The sequence below is a fragment of the Acinetobacter sp. YH12241 genome (assembly GCF_013417535.1).
Taxonomy (GTDB): domain Bacteria; phylum Pseudomonadota; class Gammaproteobacteria; order Pseudomonadales; family Moraxellaceae; genus Acinetobacter.
Genome location: NZ_VPDQ01000013.1, coordinates 1 through 19,202, shown reverse-complemented (window position 1 = coordinate 19,202; position 19,202 = coordinate 1). Strand labels below are relative to the sequence as shown.

General features: G+C 44.2%; 15 protein-coding genes. 7 read left to right on the top strand and 8 right to left on the bottom strand.

The genetic code is table 11. From position 1 onward, the window contains the following. Positions 1 to 209: 209 nt before the first annotated feature. The 5 genes from ppx to FTV18_RS09320 are packed head-to-tail and all read left to right on the top strand — an operon-like array spanning position 210 to position 5,330. On the top strand, positions 210 to 1,730 hold the full coding sequence (gene ppx, locus FTV18_RS09340; RefSeq protein ID WP_180017794.1) for an exopolyphosphatase: 1,521 nt from the start codon (positions 210 to 212) through the stop codon (positions 1,728 to 1,730). Positions 1,731 to 1,760: 30 nt separating this feature from the next. Next, entirely contained in the window at positions 1,761 to 2,585 is an 825-nt protein-coding gene (locus FTV18_RS09335; protein ID WP_004783557.1) for an acetyl-CoA carboxylase carboxyltransferase subunit alpha, read from the top strand. Continuing rightward, positions 2,522 to 3,895: a tRNA lysidine(34) synthetase TilS gene (gene tilS / locus FTV18_RS09330; RefSeq protein WP_180017796.1), complete on the top strand. Its 1,374-nt coding sequence runs from the start codon at positions 2,522 to 2,524 to the stop codon at positions 3,893 to 3,895. Before FTV18_RS09335 ends, tilS begins: the two co-directional genes overlap by 64 nt. Before the next feature lie 2 nt (positions 3,896 to 3,897). Then, positions 3,898 to 4,728, top strand: a complete 831-nt coding sequence (proC, locus tag FTV18_RS09325; protein WP_180017798.1) for a pyrroline-5-carboxylate reductase — start codon at positions 3,898 to 3,900, stop codon at positions 4,726 to 4,728. A gap of 32 nt (positions 4,729 to 4,760) precedes the next feature. Beyond that, the gene (locus FTV18_RS09320) at positions 4,761 to 5,330 is read left to right on the top strand and encodes a YggT family protein (RefSeq protein ID WP_004783550.1); all 570 of its coding nucleotides are present in this window, start codon (positions 4,761 to 4,763) and stop codon (positions 5,328 to 5,330) included. Between the two features lie 147 nt (positions 5,331 to 5,477). On the opposite strand, the gene polA is transcribed toward FTV18_RS09320, so the two are convergent. After that, positions 5,478 to 8,243 (bottom strand): DNA polymerase I, encoded by a 2,766-nt coding sequence (gene polA, locus FTV18_RS09315; RefSeq protein WP_180017800.1) that lies wholly within the window; start codon positions 8,241 to 8,243, stop codon positions 5,478 to 5,480. Between the two features lie 161 nt (positions 8,244 to 8,404). On the opposite strand from polA, the gene FTV18_RS09310 reads away from it, so the two are divergent. After that, positions 8,405 to 11,110, top strand: a complete 2,706-nt coding sequence (locus tag FTV18_RS09310) for a DUF2339 domain-containing protein (protein WP_180017802.1) — start codon at positions 8,405 to 8,407, stop codon at positions 11,108 to 11,110. Between the two features lie 152 nt (positions 11,111 to 11,262). Here FTV18_RS09310 and FTV18_RS09305 read toward each other — a convergent pair whose 3' ends face one another. Next, positions 11,263 to 12,186 (bottom strand): mechanosensitive ion channel family protein, encoded by a 924-nt coding sequence (locus FTV18_RS09305; RefSeq protein WP_180017804.1) that lies wholly within the window; start codon positions 12,184 to 12,186, stop codon positions 11,263 to 11,265. A 9-nt stretch (positions 12,187 to 12,195) separates the two neighbouring features. Then, complete coding sequence (locus FTV18_RS09300; protein WP_180017806.1) at positions 12,196 to 13,026, bottom strand: hypothetical protein; 831 nt, start codon at positions 13,024 to 13,026, stop codon at positions 12,196 to 12,198. 93 nt (positions 13,027 to 13,119) lie between these two features. On the opposite strand from FTV18_RS09300, the gene gspE reads away from it, so the two are divergent. Further along, positions 13,120 to 14,607: a type II secretion system ATPase GspE gene (gene gspE / locus FTV18_RS09295; RefSeq protein WP_004783540.1), complete on the top strand. Its 1,488-nt coding sequence runs from the start codon at positions 13,120 to 13,122 to the stop codon at positions 14,605 to 14,607. Between the two features lie 173 nt (positions 14,608 to 14,780). On the opposite strand, the gene FTV18_RS09290 is transcribed toward gspE, so the two are convergent. From FTV18_RS09290 to FTV18_RS09270, 5 genes are all read right to left on the bottom strand, one after another. Then, positions 14,781 to 15,206 (bottom strand): organic hydroperoxide resistance protein, encoded by a 426-nt coding sequence (locus tag FTV18_RS09290; RefSeq protein ID WP_004783539.1) that lies wholly within the window; start codon positions 15,204 to 15,206, stop codon positions 14,781 to 14,783. A gap of 118 nt (positions 15,207 to 15,324) precedes the next feature. After that, the gene (locus FTV18_RS09285) at positions 15,325 to 16,152 is read right to left on the bottom strand and encodes a carbon-nitrogen hydrolase family protein (RefSeq protein ID WP_180017808.1); all 828 of its coding nucleotides are present in this window, start codon (positions 16,150 to 16,152) and stop codon (positions 15,325 to 15,327) included. A 20-nt stretch (positions 16,153 to 16,172) separates the two neighbouring features. Further along, the gene (gigB, locus tag FTV18_RS09280) at positions 16,173 to 16,691 is read right to left on the bottom strand and encodes an anti-anti-sigma factor GigB (RefSeq protein ID WP_004783532.1); all 519 of its coding nucleotides are present in this window, start codon (positions 16,689 to 16,691) and stop codon (positions 16,173 to 16,175) included. A gap of 112 nt (positions 16,692 to 16,803) precedes the next feature. Beyond that, positions 16,804 to 17,772, bottom strand: coding sequence for an RsbU family protein phosphatase GigA (gene gigA, locus FTV18_RS09275; RefSeq protein ID WP_159123042.1), 969 nt, complete (start codon positions 17,770 to 17,772; stop codon positions 16,804 to 16,806). 103 nt (positions 17,773 to 17,875) lie between these two features. Beyond that, positions 17,876 to 18,793 (bottom strand): VacJ family lipoprotein, encoded by a 918-nt coding sequence (locus tag FTV18_RS09270; RefSeq protein ID WP_180002875.1) that lies wholly within the window; start codon positions 18,791 to 18,793, stop codon positions 17,876 to 17,878. Positions 18,794 to 19,202 lie beyond the last annotated feature (409 nt).

Sequence of the window (19,202 nt, the reverse complement as noted above, 5' to 3'; positions counted from 1 at the left end):
TAGCCATCTTTAACAATGTAGAGGAATCTGTAAATTTTCAAGCTTTAATGTTGTTTTGTCTAATGGATGATCACGATAGTCACCATCGCCTCATACAATTGTCCTATAAATGAAAAAAATAATTACGCGAAATTGTCCTGACAAATGGCTTTTAAATTGCATGGTTGTGAATTACTCTAAGCACAATTCTTAAAAGGTTTATTTCTAGAATGTCTGATTTTTTGATTGATGAAGAATTACTCGCAGCCATCGATATGGGATCAAACAGTTTTCATTTGGCGATTGCCCGGGTGGATCATGGCGAAGTGAAAAAAGTCGCATCAATGTCAGAAAAGGTTCAACTTGCTGCGGGACTGGATGAAAATAAAAATTTGACTGAAGCCGCACAGCAGCGCGGTTTGGCTTGTCTGGCCCGTTTTGTCGGACGCTTGGGATCGGTACAACCGAACCGTTTACGGATTGTGGCAACGAATGCTTTGCGTCAGGCCAAAAATGGTCATGAATTTATTCAGAAAGCAGCTGAAATTTTACCAAAACCGATTGAAATTATTGCTGGTCGCGAAGAAGCGCGTCTAATTTATCTCGGTGTGTCACATACCATGGCCAATACTGGCCGTCGTCTGGTGGTAGATATCGGTGGGGGTTCGACTGAACTGATTATTGGGGAAGAATTCGAACCCATTCATACCGAATCTGTGCAGATGGGATGTGTGACTTTTACCAAGAAATTCTTTGCTGATGGTGAAATCACCCATAAAGCATTTGATAAGGCAGTGACTGCGGCACGTAAAGAAATTTCAGGCATTGCCAATACTTATAAATCTGCCGGTTGGGATGCAGTCGTTGGTTCGAGTGGTACGATCAAAGCCTGTCGTCAGATCTGTGTCAATATGGGCTGGAGCAATGATAAAGAACAGCTCACCCGTGAAGGTCTGGAAAAACTTAAAGATAAATTATTCAAATATAAGCATGTTTCGGACATGGAGTTTGAAGGTCTGAAAGATGACCGTCGTGCAGTTTTACCTGCAGGAATTGCCATTTTATATGCGGTATTTGATGTGTTGAATATTCCATATCTGGTGTATTCAGATGGTGCATTACGTGAAGGCGTGATGTATGACCTCTTGGGTCGTTTCAAGCATGAAGATATCCGTGATCGTTCAGTCCATGCCTTAATTGGTCGTTATAATGCCGATGCCAAGCAGGCCGAACGTGTAGTGCAGACTGCACAAAAACTGTTTGATGATGTAGCAGCTGATCTTGGCCTATATAGCGAGGACAGTGATTTACTTCGTCGTGCAGCTTATTTGCATGAAATTGGTTTAGCGATCAGTCATAGTGGTTATCACCGCCACGGTGCCTATTTATTGCAACATTCTGACATTGCCGGTTTTTCGCAGGTAGATCAGAATTATTTGTCACATTTGGTCGCACACCATCGTCGTAAATTGCGCGCTGATGCCAAGCATGATGTGATGAAAGTCGGTGGAACTAAACTTTTACAGCTGTGTTTGCTGTTGCGTCTGGCGGTTTTGGTCAATCACAGTCGTAGTGATGAGATGCTTCCTGCCATTGAACTCAAGGTCAAGAATGCGCAACAATGGCAGCTCAGCATTTCTGGTGATGCCAAACAATGGCCATTACTGATTGCTGAACTGCATGATGAACAGGTGCAGTTTAAAAATTGGGAGATCGAGCTCTCGGTTCAATCTGAACAATTTGTTAATTAATACCTTTATAGGGATGAAAACGGTTGACCTATGAAAAATAAAGCTACCCCATCAAAAGCATGGACGACAGTACAGATTGCTCGTCATCCGGAACGTCCACAATTTCTGGACTACGTAGGTGAAATATTCACTGAATTTGATGCTTTGCATGGCGACCGTCTCTATGGTGATGATGGCGCAATGATCGGTGGTCTGGCACGTTTCGATGGACAACCAGTGATGATCGTGGGTCAGCACCGTGGTCGTAGTACCCGTGAAAAATTACAGCATAATTTTGGCATGAGTAACCCGGAAGGTTACCGTAAAGCTCAGCGTCTGCTGGATATGGCGGAACGTTTTAATCTGCCAGTCTTCACCTTTATTGATACCATGGGTGCATACCCAGGTGTGGGTGCGGAAGAGCGTGGTCAGGCTGAAGCGATTGCGTCAAGTTTGGCACAACTTTCTAATCTGAAAGTACCTGTAATTGCTACAGTTTTGGGTGAAGGTGGTTCAGGTGGCGCACTCGGCATTGGTGTTGCGGATCGTGTAGTGATGCTCTCTCACAGTATTTATTCAGTGATTTCACCAGAAGGTTGTGCATCTATTCTGTGGAAAACCGCAGAAAAAGCAGAACAGGCCAGTGAAGCTTTGGCATTGACTGCTGAAAAATTACAGAAGATGGGCATTGTTGAATACGTCGTTGATGAAGGTGAAGGCGCACATCTGGATCCGGATGAAGTCATGTACCAACTGAAAGCAGTCCTGAAAGAAGCTTTAAATGAACTGCAAGCAATGGAACCACAAGCACGATGCGAAGCACGTTACCAACGTTTAATGAAGTTTGGCAGCGACAATTTAGGTCTGGCATCTTAAAGCAACTGCAGGAATTTCCTGCAGAAACAAAATTTCTAATCGGATGCAGTGGCGGCGTAGATTCTATGCTGTTGCTGCATCTGATGTTTTTTTTGTACCCGAAAAAAATCCGCGCAATTTATATTGATCATCAATTGCAAAGTATCAGCAATGAATGGGGCACTTTTGTCCAGCATCAGTGTCAGCAACTAAATATTCCTTGCATCATTCAGCCCGTCCATGTTGCCAGCGGCAATCTGGAATCACAGGCTCGCCAATCACGGTATCAAGCTTATTTACGGCATCTTCGGCCCAATGAAATTCTGGTCTTGGCTCACCATCAGCAGGATCAGGCAGAAACTTTGATGTTGCGCTTACTTTCTGGTGCAGGGATTGATGGTCTGGCTGCCATGAAAGCGATCGATATACGGACAGATTTAACCATCTGGCGGCCACTGCTGGATATTTCTCGTGAGCAGATTTGCCAATGGGCAGCAGATTTAAATATCCAGAATATTGAAGATCCGACTAATCAGGATACTCATTATGACCGTGCCTGGGCACGTCAGGTGCTGTGGCCAGTCTTAAGTCATCGCTATCCGAAAATGCAGTCTGCCTTGGCTCGTACCAGTGAACTGATGCAGGATGCACAAAACATTCTGCAAGAAGTATTAGAGCAGGATCTCAAACTCTGTGGTAACGCCGAAATTCTCGATCTATCTTCATTCTCAAGTTTATCCAAAGCACGGCAGCGTCAGTTACTCTCGGTCTGGATGAAAGGCGAGGGACAATATCGTCCCTCTCTGGACATGGTTGAGCGTGTACAGGCTGAAGTAATTGGAGCGAAACCAGATGCTCAAGCAGCGCTGCATTGGTCGGGTTATTACTATGTGCGTTATCAGCAGCAGTTGCATCGCCTAAAAGCTGAAGTTTATCTGGTTGACCAACAATCGACTGTAGCCGAACAGCAGATCATTTTACAGAATAAAGATCAGGTTCATCTTCCTTCCGGTCAATTCAGGATTCAAAGGGCTGAGATAGGATTATCTCCCACTTTATTAGGACAACCCTTGTATTTACGGCAACGGAAGGGGGGTGAAAAAATCCATCTCTATGGACGGGTGGGACACTGGCCGCTCAAAAAAGCTATTCAGGAAGCGCAAATATTTCCCTGGACTCGGCATACTATTCAAATATTAAGCACAGATAATGTTATGCTAGGCGTGTTTACACCTAAAGGATTTTGGTTAGCTCAATCTGCATATTGTGAAGCAGGGGGATGGCTACCCATTTCGGTTTCTTCAACTTTAGAATTCAACGACGAGCATTAAACATGAGTGCAGCTTTAAATTGTAATATTAGTTTTATTGGTGGCGGTAATATGGCTCAAGCCTTGATTGGCGGGCTGATTTCGCAGGGGTTGCCAGCAATGCGTATTACAGTTTCTGATCCGGTTGAGAAAGTACGCTCACTTCTTGCAGAAAAAGAAGTCAATGTCACCGATGATAATATTGCTGCTATTAAAGATGCGGATATCGTCCTGTTTGCAGTCAAACCACAGGTTTTAGCTGGTGTGTTAAAACCACTTCAAGGTTTACTTGATGGCAAGCTGGTGATTTCAATTGTTGCGGGTGCCGAGATTGCAACACTATCTGCGCTATTGGGTACTGATCGTATTGTCCGTGTGATGCCGAATACACCCGCATTGGTACAGACTGGTGCACATGGTTTATTTGCCAATGCAGAAGTTGGTAATGATGACCGTGAGCTGGCGAGTCAGGTTTTGGCTTCTACCGGTCTGACAATTTGGGTAAACTCAGAAGCTCAGATTGATGCCGTAACTGCAGTCTCTGGTTCAGGACCTGCTTACTTCTTCTATATGATGGAAAGCATGATTCGTGCAGGCAAGAATTTAGGTCTGGATGAAAAAGTAGCTACTGCATTGACATTGCAAACTGCTTTGGGGGCAGCGCAAATGGCGATCACCAGTTCGAATACACCGGCAGAGCTACGTAAGAATGTAACATCTCCGAATGGTACAACTCAGGCGGCATTGGAAGTGTTTGATCGCGCGCAGATTTCTCAGAATATTCAGGCAGCGCTTGCTGCTGCGCAAAAACGTAGTCAGGAACTGGCCCAAGAGCTCAGTGACAATAGCAAATAATCTATCAGTTTAATTTTTAGGAACGTTCAAGTATGGGTGCAAATTCTGCGCTAATTTTTGGCATTATCATTAACGTCGCGATTTTGCTCGTATTCTTCCGCTTTTTAATGCAATTAGCCGCGGTGAGTCCTTATAATCCTGTCGTTCTATCTACTGTCAAAGCGACTAAAATTGTAGATGTGTTTGGGCGTATTTTCCCAACTGCAGGTAAAGGCCGGGTGAATACTGCTGCACTGGCACTTTTGGTCGTGCTGTATTTGCTGAAAATTTTTGGCATCATGTATTTGTCTGGGGGAATGCCAAATGGTCCAATCCATTTGCTTATTCTAACCTTCGTTACCATGATGCAGGATTTGATCCGTTTCTGTCGTTACCTGATTTTTGCAACAATTATTTTGAGCTGGGTGGTGATGTTTACGCAATCCCGTTCACCTTATATTGAGGTAGTTCAGGAACTTGCAGAGCCATTATTGGCACCGTTCCGTCGTATCATGCCGAATATGGGGATGATCGATCTGTCTCCAATCTTGGCAATTTTGGCATTGATCGTAATTGAAATGATTATGAACCAGGTGGCAATTGTGTTGCTAACCGGCCTTTAATCAGATCCCAAAGAAAAGGACGCTTAGGCGTCCTTTTTTATTTCAAGAAAATTCCCTCTCCTTGTAGGAGAGGGTTAGGGGGAGGTGTATAAATTTAAATAACCTCCATCCCAACCTTCCTCCTAAAAGGAGGAAGGAGCTTTAGTATTAATGCGCCTCATCCCAGTTCATGCCTTTACCGACTTCCACGACCAAAGGTACAGAGATTTCAATCACGGATTGCATCACTTCAGCCAGTTGAGGTGCCAGTTCATCTGCAATCGCTTCATCAACTTCGAACACCAATTCATCGTGCACTTGTAGCAGCATTTTGGCCTGATCTTTAGGTAGCATTTTATCAACCTCAATCATTGCCATTTTGATGATATCTGCAGCCGAACCTTGTAATGGTGCATTAATCGCCGCACGTTCAGCAGCTTTGCGGACCATCATGTTACGGGCATCGATATCTGGCGTATACAATCGACGACCCAGAATGGTTTCGACAAAGCCTTGTTCCAATGCAACCTGACGGGTACGCTGCATATATTCATAAATCCCCGGATAACGGCGGAAATACTGTTTGATATATTCCTGTGATTCCTGACGGGTGAAACCTAACTGACGGGTCAGACCAAATTCAGACATGCCATAGAGCAGACCGAAATTCACGGCTTTGGCCTGACGACGCTGATCATTGGTCACTTCTTCAAGCGGGATACCCAGAACTTCAGCTGCGGTACGGCGATGCACATCCTGTCCATGGTTAAAGGCATCTACTAGCGCATCATCCTGAGATAAATGTGCCATCAGACGCAATTCAATCTGTGAATAATCGGCTGCGAGTAAGACACGACCTTCAGGTGCAATAAAGGCCTTACGAATCTGACGTCCGATTTCCGCACGAATTGGAATGTTTTGCAGGTTTGGATCAGTAGACGATAAACGGCCAGTGGCTGTGAGTGCCTGATGATAACTGGTATGCACACGATGGGTTTCGTTATTGGCCTGTTTGCATAGACCATCGGTATAGGTACTTTTCAGTTTAGACAGACCGCGATATTCCAAAATCAGTTCAGCAATCGGGTGTTCCAATTTTTCCAGTACACTTTCGCTGGTACTGTACTGACCGGTAGAGGTCTTTTTACCACCTTTTAGGCCCAGTTTGTCAAACAGAACTTCACCGACCTGCTTAGGGGAGCTAACATTAAACGCTTCACCGGCTATTTCCGTGATCTGATTTTCTAGATTCTGCATGGTTTGAGCGAACTCACAACCGAGCTGATCCAGGAAAGCCAGATCCAGTCGGATGCCATTTTCTTCCATACTGGTCAGCACACGGGCTACTGGCATTTCAATATTATGCAGAATATTGACCAGTTCAGGATAAGTCTGCAGCTTTTTGCTGAGTACTTCAAACAGACGATAGGTCACATGCGCATCTTCTGCGGCATAGTGTGCTGCAGTTTCGATCTCGATTTTATTGAAAGTTTTTTGTTTGGCGCCTTTGCCTGCCACCTGTTCATAAGTGGTGGTTAAGTGGCTTAAGTACAGACGAGCAACATCGTCCATGCCATGGCGGGTGGCAACCGAGTTCAGCACATAAGAAGCCAGCATGGTATCAAAATACCAGCCCGCCAGATGAATGCCGTGATTTTCCAGAACATGCGCATCATATTTCAGGTGGTGGCCAATTTTCTGAATCGCTTCATCTTCTAAAATCGGTTTGATCTGAGCCAGAATTTCTTCACGATTTAGCTGTTCTGGAGCACCTTCATAATCATGTGCTAGCGGTACGTAATAGGCATCCTGGCCATCAAAAGCCACCGAAAAACCGACAATCTGTGCAATACGATAGTCCAGACTGGTGGTTTCAGTATCAAAAGCAAAGCGTTTTTCAGTATTTAAACGTTCAAACAGCTTACTCCAATCTTCCTGAGTCAAGACGGTATGATAAGTGGCTTCTCCAAGCTGATCATTATCACTGCTCAGTGTCGCCTGCTGCTCATCGGCTTCCTGAGGTTCAGGTGCTGCTTTAGCAGTAATCGATTGGGTAGCCTGTTTATAGTTACGATTGTTTGGATTATTCGGATGGTCCAGTGATTGCAGCTGGTTACGGAATTCCAGTTCAGTATAAAGATTACGTAAAGCTTCTACATTTGGGTCCTGAAGTTTCAGGTCATCATAAGTGAAGCTTAAATCCAGATCGCAAATGATGCTGGCCAATTGATGATCCAATGCAATGCCATCGGTATTGTCTTTAATATTCTGACCCACTTTACCTTTGATCTTGTCGACATTTTCCAGAATGCCACCAATCGAGCCATATTCATTGAGTAATTTGGCTGCAGTTTTCGCCCCAATCCCAGGCACACCCATAATACCGTCTGAGGCATCGCCCATCAGGGTCAGATAGTCAATGATCTGGTTTGGCCATACACCAAACTTTTCAAAAACCCCATCAACATCCATTGGTTTTTCTTTGAAACTGTCTTCCAGGGTCACTTTATCAGTCACCAGCTGTGCCATGTCTTTATCACCAGTCGAAATCAGCACCTGATGGCCTAAAGCTTCAGCACGTTTAGCCAGTGTACCAATAATGTCATCCGCTTCCGCACCTGGCAGCATATGCAGGGGAATGCCCAAAGCACGAATCAAGGCATGTAAGTATGGAATTTGCTGTGACAGTTCTTCCGGCATGCTCGGACGGTCACCTTTATAAATAGGTGATAGCTCGTGACGGAAAGTCGGTTCAGGCGTGTCAAAAATCACCGCCATATGGGTTGGCTGGGTACGGCGCATCAGTTTTTGAATAGCAGAAATCGCACCACGAATTGCATTGGTGTGCAGACCGGTTGACGTGGTTAATGGTGGTAGTGCATGAAAGGCACGAAATAAAAAGTAAGAGCCATCGACCAAGACAAATGGTGGCATGTAATCAATTCCTTATTCAAAAAACAGTTTTATTGTACGTGATTTTTACTGCACTCGCAGGGGCAAGTCGGTTTCTACAGCTTAGCGAATATCGGGTGAAGATGAAATAAGCAGTACAAGCTGTTGTATGATGACATGGTTAAGGAACGAGAACGAGAAGAATGACGGCAGGGCAAAATGAATTGCGTATGATCTGGCTGATTAGTCTGGTAATTGTGGGGATAAGTGCATGGTATCTGGAATTGCAGATCGTGACTTATCTCACTGGTCTGGGTTTCCTGATCAGCGTGATGCAATATATCAGTGCCATTGAAGCGCCCGTGCGGGATCTGGCTGCACCGACGCAGGTGATTGTGCCAGCCAATTCTAAAATACCGCTATATATTTCTTCTATTATCGCCATTGTCGGAGGCGTGACTGAGCTCAACTGGCTGATGGGGATCGGCATTACCGCCTGGATTTTCTTTCTATTACGCTGGTTACAACGTTTGGAACGTAACATTGTCCAGTTGCAATCTCGTTACCGGTCAGCAGATCAGATACATCCAGAAATCACTCAACCAGATATTCCTTTACCCATTGCTGCTCAAGCTAGTTCAGATCAACCACAATTGCTGGATCAGATCCAGCAGTGGATTTTTCGAGGAAATCCGGTCCTTAAAGCTGCGATCGCGATTCTGGTCATTGGGATTATTTTATTACTCCGTTTTGCGACAGAGCACTGGCAGCTGAGCTTGGCGGTAAAATTAGGACTGGTCGCTTTATCTGCTGTTGTTGTTACCGGATTGGGTTATACCCTGATCGCTAAAAACCGCAGTTTCGGTCTGGCACTGGAAGGCTTGGGATTAGGGGCACTATTTCTGACCTTGTTCTTTGCCTACTACAATCTGGTGATTGCCACGTTGCCACTGGCAGCTCTGGTGTTCTTGGTCATTTTAGCAATTACGCTGTACTTAAGCTTGAAACAGGAAAGTATTGAGCTGGCAGTTATGGCTTTATTCATTGCCTATCTGGCGCCGTTTACCTTGCCGACCCGAGATGCTTCTGCGGTTGAGTTCATCAGTTATTATCTGCTGATTAATATCGGCGTGCTGTTACTCAGCAGTTTGCGGCCTTGGAAAATCCTGAACCAGATTGCCTTTCTGGTCACAGTCATAGTAGGTGGGATGTATAGCCTGATTCATGGTCATACATACGAGCGTTATACAATGACCGCCCTGATTCTGGCACATAGTGCGGTATTCATCTGGCTAGGCTTTCGCTTTAGCCAGTTACTGGCCCGGCAGGATCTTTCCCGTTTTCGTCTAAAACCGGTTCTAGATCTTGCCCTGATTTTCGCTGCACCGATTACCGCCTATATTTTTCTGTATCTGATTCATTTCAATCAGCCTGATCAGAAGCTTTGGCAAGCCGGGCTTAGTCTGTTATTTGCCGGGATATTTGCAATCTGTTGGACTTTAGTGCGTCGTAGAGAAAGTATTCAGGTCATTTCCCAAAGTTATCTCAGCTTGATGCTGATCTTTCTGGCTTTGGTTCCACCCATTTTATTGACAGAGCAGTGGAGCGTAGTCGGTTGGGCAGTTGAAGGAGTACTAATTTATCTCTGGGCATTGGAAAAGAATATTCGGGTTGCGCATTATCTGAGTATGGGACTGCTGATCATGGCAGGCTTCAGTAGTGTTTACTATCTGATCGAGCTTAATCCCACACCGCGGAAAATTTTCTGGATTCTCAGCTTTTGTTATGTCGCCGTCGTCTTCCTGAGTCAGCTTAAAGCCAAATACCGCCAGCAGCTCAATAGTTTAAGTATCAGTTTTCTGAGCATTCTCAGTTTTGCTTCGACCCTGATGTTGTTTGCCTTGCTTGAAGATGAGTTTGCTCATGAACAGGCTTATATTTATAGTTTATTCAGTCTTGGACTGGGTTATACGGTTCTAAGTGAAATCATACAGCGCAAGCATCAGGAATGGTGCTGGTTATTGCCAAAATGGAGCGGTCTTACGCCATTGGTGATCATTGCGATTTTGCTGGCTGTTGATTATAGCGAAAATGGGATTCTGGTCTGGCCAAGTGCTTTGGAGCGTGGAATCTTTGCACTTTCATCATTATTGCTGGCTGCTTTATGGTTAAGACCGGTGAAAGGGATTGATTTATCCAAAGAGTGGATGAGCTTTGGGGTTTTTGCCAGTTTGGCTTTGACCAGTGTATGCTTAATACCGAGCATGCCTTATCTGAGTATGGTAATTTTTCCTCTGGTGTTCTGGTTCTGGTGTTACCGACAAAAAGAAAATTCAGAGTGGCGCTTACTCTGGCAGAGTAAAAACTGCTTAGTGTTAATGGGAGCTTGGTTAATATGCTCACAGCTGTTTAACCAGCAAGCTTTCCAATATTACTGGTTACCTCTATTCAATCCATTTGATCTGATCAGTCTGGGCATGCTTGCCAGTTTCCTGTGGATGCTGTTGCAGCAGATTCGGGCAGGACACGATCGCGGGATGATGTCGGTACTGATGGTACTAAGCCTGTTATGGCTGTCGAGCTATATTGTATTACGGGCCTTACATATCTATCTGCAAACACCATTCAATAGTCTGGAATTGTGGAGCAATGCCACAGTACAGTTAAGCCTGACGATTCTTTGGGTATTACTGGCCTGGGCGACCATGTGGACGGCCACCCTGAAAAGACTTAAACCGATGTGGATTTTAGGGGGGAGTATTCTGGTCATTGTCAGCTTGAAGCTGGTGTTATTTGACCTGTCTCATACCGGTACACTGACGCGTGTGATTTCATTCCTGCTGGCCGGTGGAGTCATGCTACTGATTGCATATATTGCACCGATGCCGGATGGAGAGAAGAGGGTTTGAATCTAAATTACTAGATTTGAGCAATTAATTTAATCTTCCCAAACCCTGAACGAGCTTAAAGCACTACTTTAAACGATGTGTAAGAGAAAGACAGGCTTTTTATGACAGTTCCTCCCTTAGTAAAGGGAGGTTAAGAAAGGATATAGAAAAAGTTATTTTAAATTCGGCTCTCTCTTAAGCTCCTTCTCATTGGCATATTGATCAATGTCTTCATTTTCCAGTGGGCGAGCCAGTGGATGATCAACAAAGCCCATTTTTGGTACCGGAATCTCAATCTGGTTATCGAGAAAGCCATTTCGAATCCGTTCCTGCATTTCATCACGGACTTTCAGATAATTTTCCTGCTGGCACCAGATCGCAAACAAAAGTTCAATCGAAGATTCACGGAAGGCGGTGACTGTGACTGCAGGCTTTGGATCGGCCAGAACCAGTGGATATTTATTGGCAACATCAAGCAGTACTTCACGCACCTTGATGATGTCTTCATGGAAATTAATAGCCAAGGTAATCGGAATACGCCGGATCGGAAACTTGGACAGGTTATGTACCGGAGCCCGAATCAGCTGTTCGTTCGGCAAACGTACATAGATATTGTCTTGGGTAAGTAGTTTAACCGAGAGCAGATCAATCGAAATCACTTCACCTTCAACGGTATGTCCACGAATCAGTGTAATCTGAATGGTATCACCCACTTCAAAAGATCCTTCACCAATCAGGAAGATACCGCTGATCAGGTTGGATGCAGAGGTTTGGGATGCGAAACCCAGTGCGACGGTTAAAATACCTGCTGCACCGAGAAAGACACTGAGTTTAAATCCGGCTTCCTTCAAACTCGCCATCACAAACAGCAGGAAAATAAAGTAGAAAATCCCGCGGCGCCAGACCATTTGCTGATGCGCATTAAAGCGTATACCAATAGTACGGATAAAAGCATTCGAAAAAAAACGTGCGATCAGGAAACCAATAAAACACAGCACAACCGCGACGACGATTTCAGTCAGGCGATCGGTATTAATATTGGTAAATACTCCCTTGAGACTGTTGGTGACTTCGGTTGGAATATTCGAATTTGGCATCACACGCTCTTAGAAAAATGAATCAAACATATTAAATAAATTTCCCGCCGGATCACGCGGTGGGTGTAAATAATCCACTTCACCCGCATTGGGCGGGGTACGGTTTTCCACCCGGATCCGGGGTGGGCGATCCAGACCTTCATGCAAAACCTTAATCTGCGAGGTCCACAGACGTTCAGTGCTGGCACTATAAAAAAGAGGCAATGCAGGTACTGGAACATTCATCCGATCGAAACGCAGTTGCTGCTGACTGGTATTATGAAACTCAATTGGAGTCACAGCCCGGAATGCACGAGGACGTAATTGTTGCAATTCAGTCCGGCCATCGACTGCGGTAGCATAGCAAATTTCACCGGAACGGTGATTTGGCCCAAACCAGGTGTCTTTCGGTAAAATCACTGGAAGATCAAAAATCGGTTCACGTTGACCTTCGACAAAACCGGCAATCCATAGCGGGGTACTGATATAGAGCGTTCCACGTTGACCGGCCGGAATATAAATCGGATCAACCGGTTTAATCACTACTGAGCGATTCGCCAGACGAGGCATAAGCTGTAACTTGCTTTGGGTAGATTTGAACATATAGCGTTCAATTTTCACCGGTGTCGGAAATGCAAACAGTGGATCATTAATCTGATGCCATTGCTGTTCATAATCGTACTGCACCGTCGGACGATAATATTCCAGTCGCCATTCCTGCAAACCTCTGGTCAAACGAAACAGCAGAGAGCCAAATTGCCAGGCCTTGGACTCGTTAATTTCAAAACTTTGCTCTCCCCACCATTGAATTCTGGGAGACTGCAGGTTTAATTCCTCTTGATCTTGCGGCAATGTTGGCATCCTTTCTTGCTAAATCTTTGAAAACATACTTCACGCTGTCATATGCTTAGAGTACACTCAATTTAAATTTTTTCATCATTATTATAATCTGCGATGCAAGTACTGAAACAATTACAAATCCCGTATAGCTTTGCGAAACGTCATGGTGTGCTGTTGCGTTATGAGGGAGATCAGGCTTTTATTGTCCGTCGTGACAATACGTCTATGCTTGCATTACAGGAAGCACGCCGTTTGCTGGGTCATCCGGCTCAGTATCAACATTGTACAGAACAAGAATTCAATCAGTTACTCAGTTCCAGTTTTGCTGGTGATAGCGGTGAGTCACAGCAGGTGGCGGCTGGTCTGGAAGATCACCCGGATTTATTAAGTCTTGCCGATTCAGTTCCTGAAGCTGAAGACCTGATGGATCAGGAAGATGATGCGCCTATTGTCCGTCTGATCAATGCCCTGTTATCGGAAGCGATCCGTGTTGGCGCCTCAGATATCCATGTGGAATCTTTCGAAAAACGACTTTCTGTACGCTTGCGTGTCGATGGACAGTTGCGTGAAATTGTGCAGCCGCGTCGTGAACTGGCACCATTACTGGTATCACGGATTAAGGTCATGGCCAAGCTAGATATTGCAGAAAAACGGATTCCTCAGGATGGCCGTATTTCCTTACGCCTGGCAGGGCGTGAAGTCGATGTCCGTGTTTCGACCTTGCCATCCTCTTATGGTGAGCGGGTGGTGATGCGTTTGCTGGACAAACAGGCTGGCCGTCTGAATATGACTCATCTGGGCTTGATGAATAACGATTATGATCGACTCAAGACCCTGGTGCATCGCCCTCATGGCATTATTCTGGTGACTGGACCTACCGGTTCGGGTAAGACCACTACCTTATATGCAGCACTTTCTGATTTAAATGATGGTTCCAAAAATATCCTGACGGCTGAAGATCCAGTCGAATATCAGTTAGAAGGGATTGGTCAAACTCAGGTAAATACCAAAGTCGACATGACCTTTGCTCGTGCTTTAAAAGCCATGTTGCGTCAGGATCCGGATGTGGTGATGGTCGGTGAGATTCGTGATCTGGAAACCGCAGAAATTGCAGTTCAAGCCTCACTGACAGGTCACTTGGTATTGTCAACGCTGCATACCAATACTGCGATTGGTGCAGTGACCCGTTTAAAAGACATGGGAATTGAGCCATTCTTGCTATCCAGCTCCTTAATTGGGGTAGTTGCTCAGCGTCTGGTACGTACCTTATGTCCGCATTGTGCGACCTGGAAGGATGCGGATGCATTTGAAAAGAATCTGTTTGAACATATTGAGCATCCACAGGATTTAAGATTACCTCAACCGCACGGTTGTGAACGGTGTGGTAATACCGGCTTTAGTGGACGTACCGCCATTTACGAAATTGTACCGGTTGATGAGCATATGCGCCGTCTGATTCATGGTAATGCGGCTGAATATGAGCTGGAAACCTATGCACGTCAGCAATCTGGTTCAATTCGTGATGATGGTTTACGTAAAGTGCTGGCTGGTAAAACGACTATTGAAGAAGTTTTGCGTGTGACTAATGAGGCGGCAGAGTAAATTTTTATTCGTTGTGATAGGAAGGCGCAGTTTTCTTAAGTAAATATCTCAAATGATTATTTTTCTATTAAATAGCACAAAGCAATTTTGATTAAAATTTTATAAGAATAATCAGCTCTATCCTGAAATGACTTCTGATTTTTCAGGATAGAGAGTGGAATGCTTATGTAGACTTAGGTGATGACATTCAAAGTAACATCAATATTGTTTCGGGTTGCATTTGAATAAGGACAAACGATGTGTGCGGCATCGACCAGCTTTTGAGCTTCGTCCTGTTCCATTCCTTCTAAATGAATATTTAAAGTCACTTCAATGCCAAAACCGGTAGGAATCGGACCAATGCCAACTTCACCTTCAATATAGGCATCTTTGCTAATATTGATTTTATCCCGGTTGGCAACAAACTTCATGGCACCTAAAAAACAGGCTGAATAACCTGCAGCGAACAATTGTTCAGGATTGGTCCCGCCACCTGGGCCACCCATTTCCTTGGGCACTGCCAGTTTCACATCCAGAATCTGATCGTCAGAGGTTGCACGGCCATCTCGACCGCCTGTAGCTTTGGCACGTGCGGTATATACTGCTTTTTCTAATGACATGAGAGTATTTCCTGCTTGTTCTTTTATGGAACTTCTATGCTCCATAATTTCTAGGGAAGAATAAGCAGGGATTTTGTTAATTTATGCAAGCGAATGAGAATGCGGTAAAAAGTCTGACTTAAGAGAACTTTAGTAGCTTGCGATGCTGCATGAGTGGCATAGACTCACGCACTTTGGCCTGCCCAGTCAAATCAAAATCAACCGTAATAATCTGTGCGCCTTCCGCATGCACCATATCGAGAAGTTGACCACGGCTGTTTGCTGCAGCAGCATGTCCCCAAGTTTGACGTTTTTCACCATGCCAGCCCTGTTGAGCAGCGCCAAGAACTGTGCATTGGGTATCCATAGCACGTGCTTGCAATAATAATTGCCAGTGCATTTGGCCAGTGGTGAAGGTAAAGGCAGATGGTGCAGTTAAAATATTCGCGCCTTGGGCACGTAAATGAAGCGCAAGTTCAGGGAAGCGCAGGTCATAGCAGACCATCATGCCAATATTGCCAAAAGGCGTCTTCGCAACGACGACATCGGTACCAGGTTCAAAGAATTGGGATTCCTGATAGCCCCCAACAGCATCACCGACCTGCACGTCAAAGAGGTGAATCTTGTCATAGCGAGCTTCAGTTTTTTCTGGACTAATACACAGACTTACGGTTCTAACCCGGCCATCTTCAATAATCGAACCATCAGGACGATAAGGACAGGGTAATGTCCCTGCGATAATCCAGATCTGATATTGATGCGCTAGTTGTTCCAGGCGTTGTTGAATGCTCTCGAATTGAGCTGCAGTTTCGCGCTGCTTACCAGCAGCAAAACAGACGAAATTTTCAGGAAAGACAATAAGCTCAGCACCTTTTGCTTTACTTTGTTGAATTAATGATTCGATGGTCATGAAATTTTGCTCAATTTCATTTTGGGAATTCATCTGTGCAACAGAAAGTAAAGTCATAGGGATTCCTTATTGTGTGTTCATACCTTTTGTTCAGACACTTGATCTAGATTATCTTGTTCTTTTTGCAACTGTTTGACCAAGGGCTCAAACATATTCTGGTTGCTCTGATTTAACCGCATTAAAGTCTTGTGTGCATCTAGAACAGTTTTCAGCATTGCTTGATGCGTCACATGTTCTTCCATCAGTTTACGCGTACATACATTTGAATCACCGCAGTAATCCAAAATGACAAAGACCTGCCCCAAGCCCATACTGTTGGCCAGAGTCGTGATATCAGAGTTAGTCGACAACATCACCGCCTGGATCTTATGGAGCTGCTTAAGTTTAAGTCCTAATTTTGCTAGGACACCCAGTACAGTGCTGTCAATAAAGCTGGTTTCAGTCAGATCAACAATTGCGCCAACAACGTTGTCCTGCTGCTCAAGTTTGTTCAGTAATTTGTCTAGACTAATACAAGATTGGGCCCGCACTTCGCCGATAAGCTTAAAAATATGCGTTCCATTCAAGCTTGCATATTCAACATGACCTGTTGACATATAAATGCCATTTGCAGAGAAGGATATTAAATTATCCCATAGGGTCTACGGATACTCAAGTAGCTGAAAGTCGCAATCAAATTAAGTGCTTATAAAGCTTGTGATTATACTACTATTTCACTCTTATAAAGCTGAGAATGGCAATATCGTCGGCAACATGTTCGGGTGCTTCGAAGGATTCGTTCTGTAAGTGATGCAATAATTGGGAAAATTGTTCATTCAGACCGCCGTTAAACGGCTCCAATGCTCCATCTGAACAGATAATAAATCGTGCATTGCGGCTGAGGATATATTCATTTTCTTCTACCTCAAGGTCTTCGGTCAGACCAAGAGGAAAGCTGCTGGATGACAGGATTTTTGGTTCCTGATTCGGTTCAAAGATAATCGGAGGAGGGTAGTGGCCAGCACTAGACCATTTCAAGACATGGGTTTCCAGATTCAGAATTCCGGCAATCATGGTAATATGTTTTTCAATATTTTCCTGAACCAGCATCCCGTTCAGCTTCTTGATCAGCTCACGAGGCGTTTTCGAACGTCCATGAAAGGCTGCCATCCAGGATGTTAATAAACTGCTGGTAACGCCATGACCAGAAACATCTGCCAGATAGAAAATGACTTCTTTATCGCTGATTTTCCAGTAATCATACCAATCGCCAGATAGATAGGCAGAAGGCTGAAAATAGGTTTCAACCGCATAATTGGTTAATTCAATTTCATTCGGTAGCAAACGTTTTTGTAGCTCTGCTGCTGAAGGAAGATCACGACTATCCTGATTACGCTTATATTGCGCATCGATTTTTTGTAATGCGATATCGGGTTGTTCAGGCAGTTTATCCCAGATCCAGCCTGCCAAAGCACCTTGTTCCCAAGCTTGTGCCAAGGCTGTTCCTTCATTTTCCAGCGCTAATACGACAGTCGGAAGGTTCCACTTATATTTCAGATAATCATGTACATCTGCAATGGCAATAATCGTCGCATCGTACAACTCGTGATCTTCCAGCTTGATTACTTGAACGTGCGGAAGCTTCTCAAGCACTTGATCTAAATAAGGAATATCACGGGTAGGTTGAATGAAATACATAGACAGGTAGTTCGATCCTGGGATGAGTTATAAGATGTACTATAACAAGCAAATGATTGCTAGCGAACGGTTTTCGCTAGCAAATCATCATTGAACTTAGGTTTCAAAGGTCATCACTAGAAGATTCAGTCTCATTTTCATCGAAAGATTCATCTTCAAGATTTTCATCATCGAAGTCATCTTCAAGGAATAAAGATTCCTGTTCCAGACCTTTTTTCTGGGCGATCATATAATTGGTACGTTGCAAATAAATATCGCGAATTTGTGCATAACGATCACCTGTTAACACACCTTCAATATCAAGTAATTCTGCACGATTATCAATTGCACGCCAGAATTGATCACCCCAATACAAGCCTTCATCATCTTCAAGAATATATTTCTGTGGACGGGTCTGGCTATCGACTGCCATACCGAAAGTATCACGCACAGAACTTGGGCCTAGGAACGGTAACATCACATAAGGACCGGAAGGTACACCATAATAACCTAGCGTAATCCCGAACTTTTCATCTTCATGATCCAGTCCCAGACGACGGGCTGGGTCTGCCAGACCTAAAGTAGTTAAGGTATTAATGGTAAAACGGCCCAAAGATTTTGCTGCACGAGCAGGACGGCCCTGAATCAACTGGTTTACCGCATTCCATGGTTCACCTAAATTGCTACGGAACTGGGTATAGCTGCCACGCACATCTTGAGGAACCTTTTCCTGATACTGAACCGCAATGGGGCGAACAACTGCCTGATCGATTGCATCATTAAATTGATACACCTTTCTATTCCAGCCCTGGAAAGGATCTTTAACTTCTTCAGCCTGTGCAGCGCTAGCATCGACTTTTAGCTGGGTTTGCAGATGACTCACTTTAGAAGATATTTTTTCTCTGAGTGGAACCGTAGCAGTAGTAGCAGAAGATTCAGTTTCTATTTCAGTCTGTTCAGCCTGAATAGTGTCTTCAGCAAAAATTAATGGGCTAAAGGCCAAAGAAAATAAGCATAAAGATAAATAAATAGAGCGATGCATAAGGAAACCCCAAAGCCTTGTTCTGAGTATAGTGGCGTTGTTTAACCCGGAATAATAAACTGTATTACTAGGAATAGGCGTAATTTAAGCAAAATTGTATAATAAATGAATAAAAACTTCATAAAAGGTTAAAAATTAGACATGCGGTAAGATTTATTTGAAAAAGGTATTGCAAGCCCCCTGAAATACTGTAGAATGCACATCCATCGGCGGTGATGAAGATTAAAACTTCTGATAAAACAGTAACTTAGCATGAAATGGTTGAGTTGGGTTTTAGAAAGAAAGTTTAAAAATAATTTTCATTACTGGTTGACTTTCTAGAGATAGAGAGTAATATAGCCGACCTAGCTTGCTACTGACGAAGTAGTGAGAAGATCATTAAGAGATTATGAAGAACAACTTGTGTGGA

Coding starts and splice junctions, on each gene's coding strand:
- gigA (WP_159123042.1), bottom strand. CDS start 17,772: ATGTATTTCATTCAACCTACCCGTGATATTCCTTATTTAGATCAAGTG.
- tilS (WP_180017796.1), top strand. CDS start 2,522: ATGCGAAGCACGTTACCAACGTTTAATGAAGTTTGGCAGCGACAATTT.
- gspE (WP_004783540.1), top strand. CDS start 13,120: ATGCAAGTACTGAAACAATTACAAATCCCGTATAGCTTTGCGAAACGT.
- FTV18_RS09320 (WP_004783550.1), top strand. CDS start 4,761: ATGGGTGCAAATTCTGCGCTAATTTTTGGCATTATCATTAACGTCGCG.
- polA (WP_180017800.1), bottom strand. CDS start 8,243: ATGCCACCATTTGTCTTGGTCGATGGCTCTTACTTTTTATTTCGTGCC.
- proC (WP_180017798.1), top strand. CDS start 3,898: ATGAGTGCAGCTTTAAATTGTAATATTAGTTTTATTGGTGGCGGTAAT.
- gigB (WP_004783532.1), bottom strand. CDS start 16,691: ATGTCAACAGGTCATGTTGAATATGCAAGCTTGAATGGAACGCATATT.
- FTV18_RS09335 (WP_004783557.1), top strand. CDS start 1,761: ATGAAAAATAAAGCTACCCCATCAAAAGCATGGACGACAGTACAGATT.
- ppx (WP_180017794.1), top strand. CDS start 210: ATGTCTGATTTTTTGATTGATGAAGAATTACTCGCAGCCATCGATATG.
- FTV18_RS09310 (WP_180017802.1), top strand. CDS start 8,405: ATGACGGCAGGGCAAAATGAATTGCGTATGATCTGGCTGATTAGTCTG.
- FTV18_RS09305 (WP_180017804.1), bottom strand. CDS start 12,186: ATGCCAAATTCGAATATTCCAACCGAAGTCACCAACAGTCTCAAGGGA.
- FTV18_RS09285 (WP_180017808.1), bottom strand. CDS start 16,152: ATGACTTTACTTTCTGTTGCACAGATGAATTCCCAAAATGAAATTGAG.
- FTV18_RS09290 (WP_004783539.1), bottom strand. CDS start 15,206: ATGTCATTAGAAAAAGCAGTATATACCGCACGTGCCAAAGCTACAGGC.
- FTV18_RS09270 (WP_180002875.1), bottom strand. CDS start 18,793: ATGCATCGCTCTATTTATTTATCTTTATGCTTATTTTCTTTGGCCTTT.
- FTV18_RS09300 (WP_180017806.1), bottom strand. CDS start 13,026: ATGCCAACATTGCCGCAAGATCAAGAGGAATTAAACCTGCAGTCTCCC.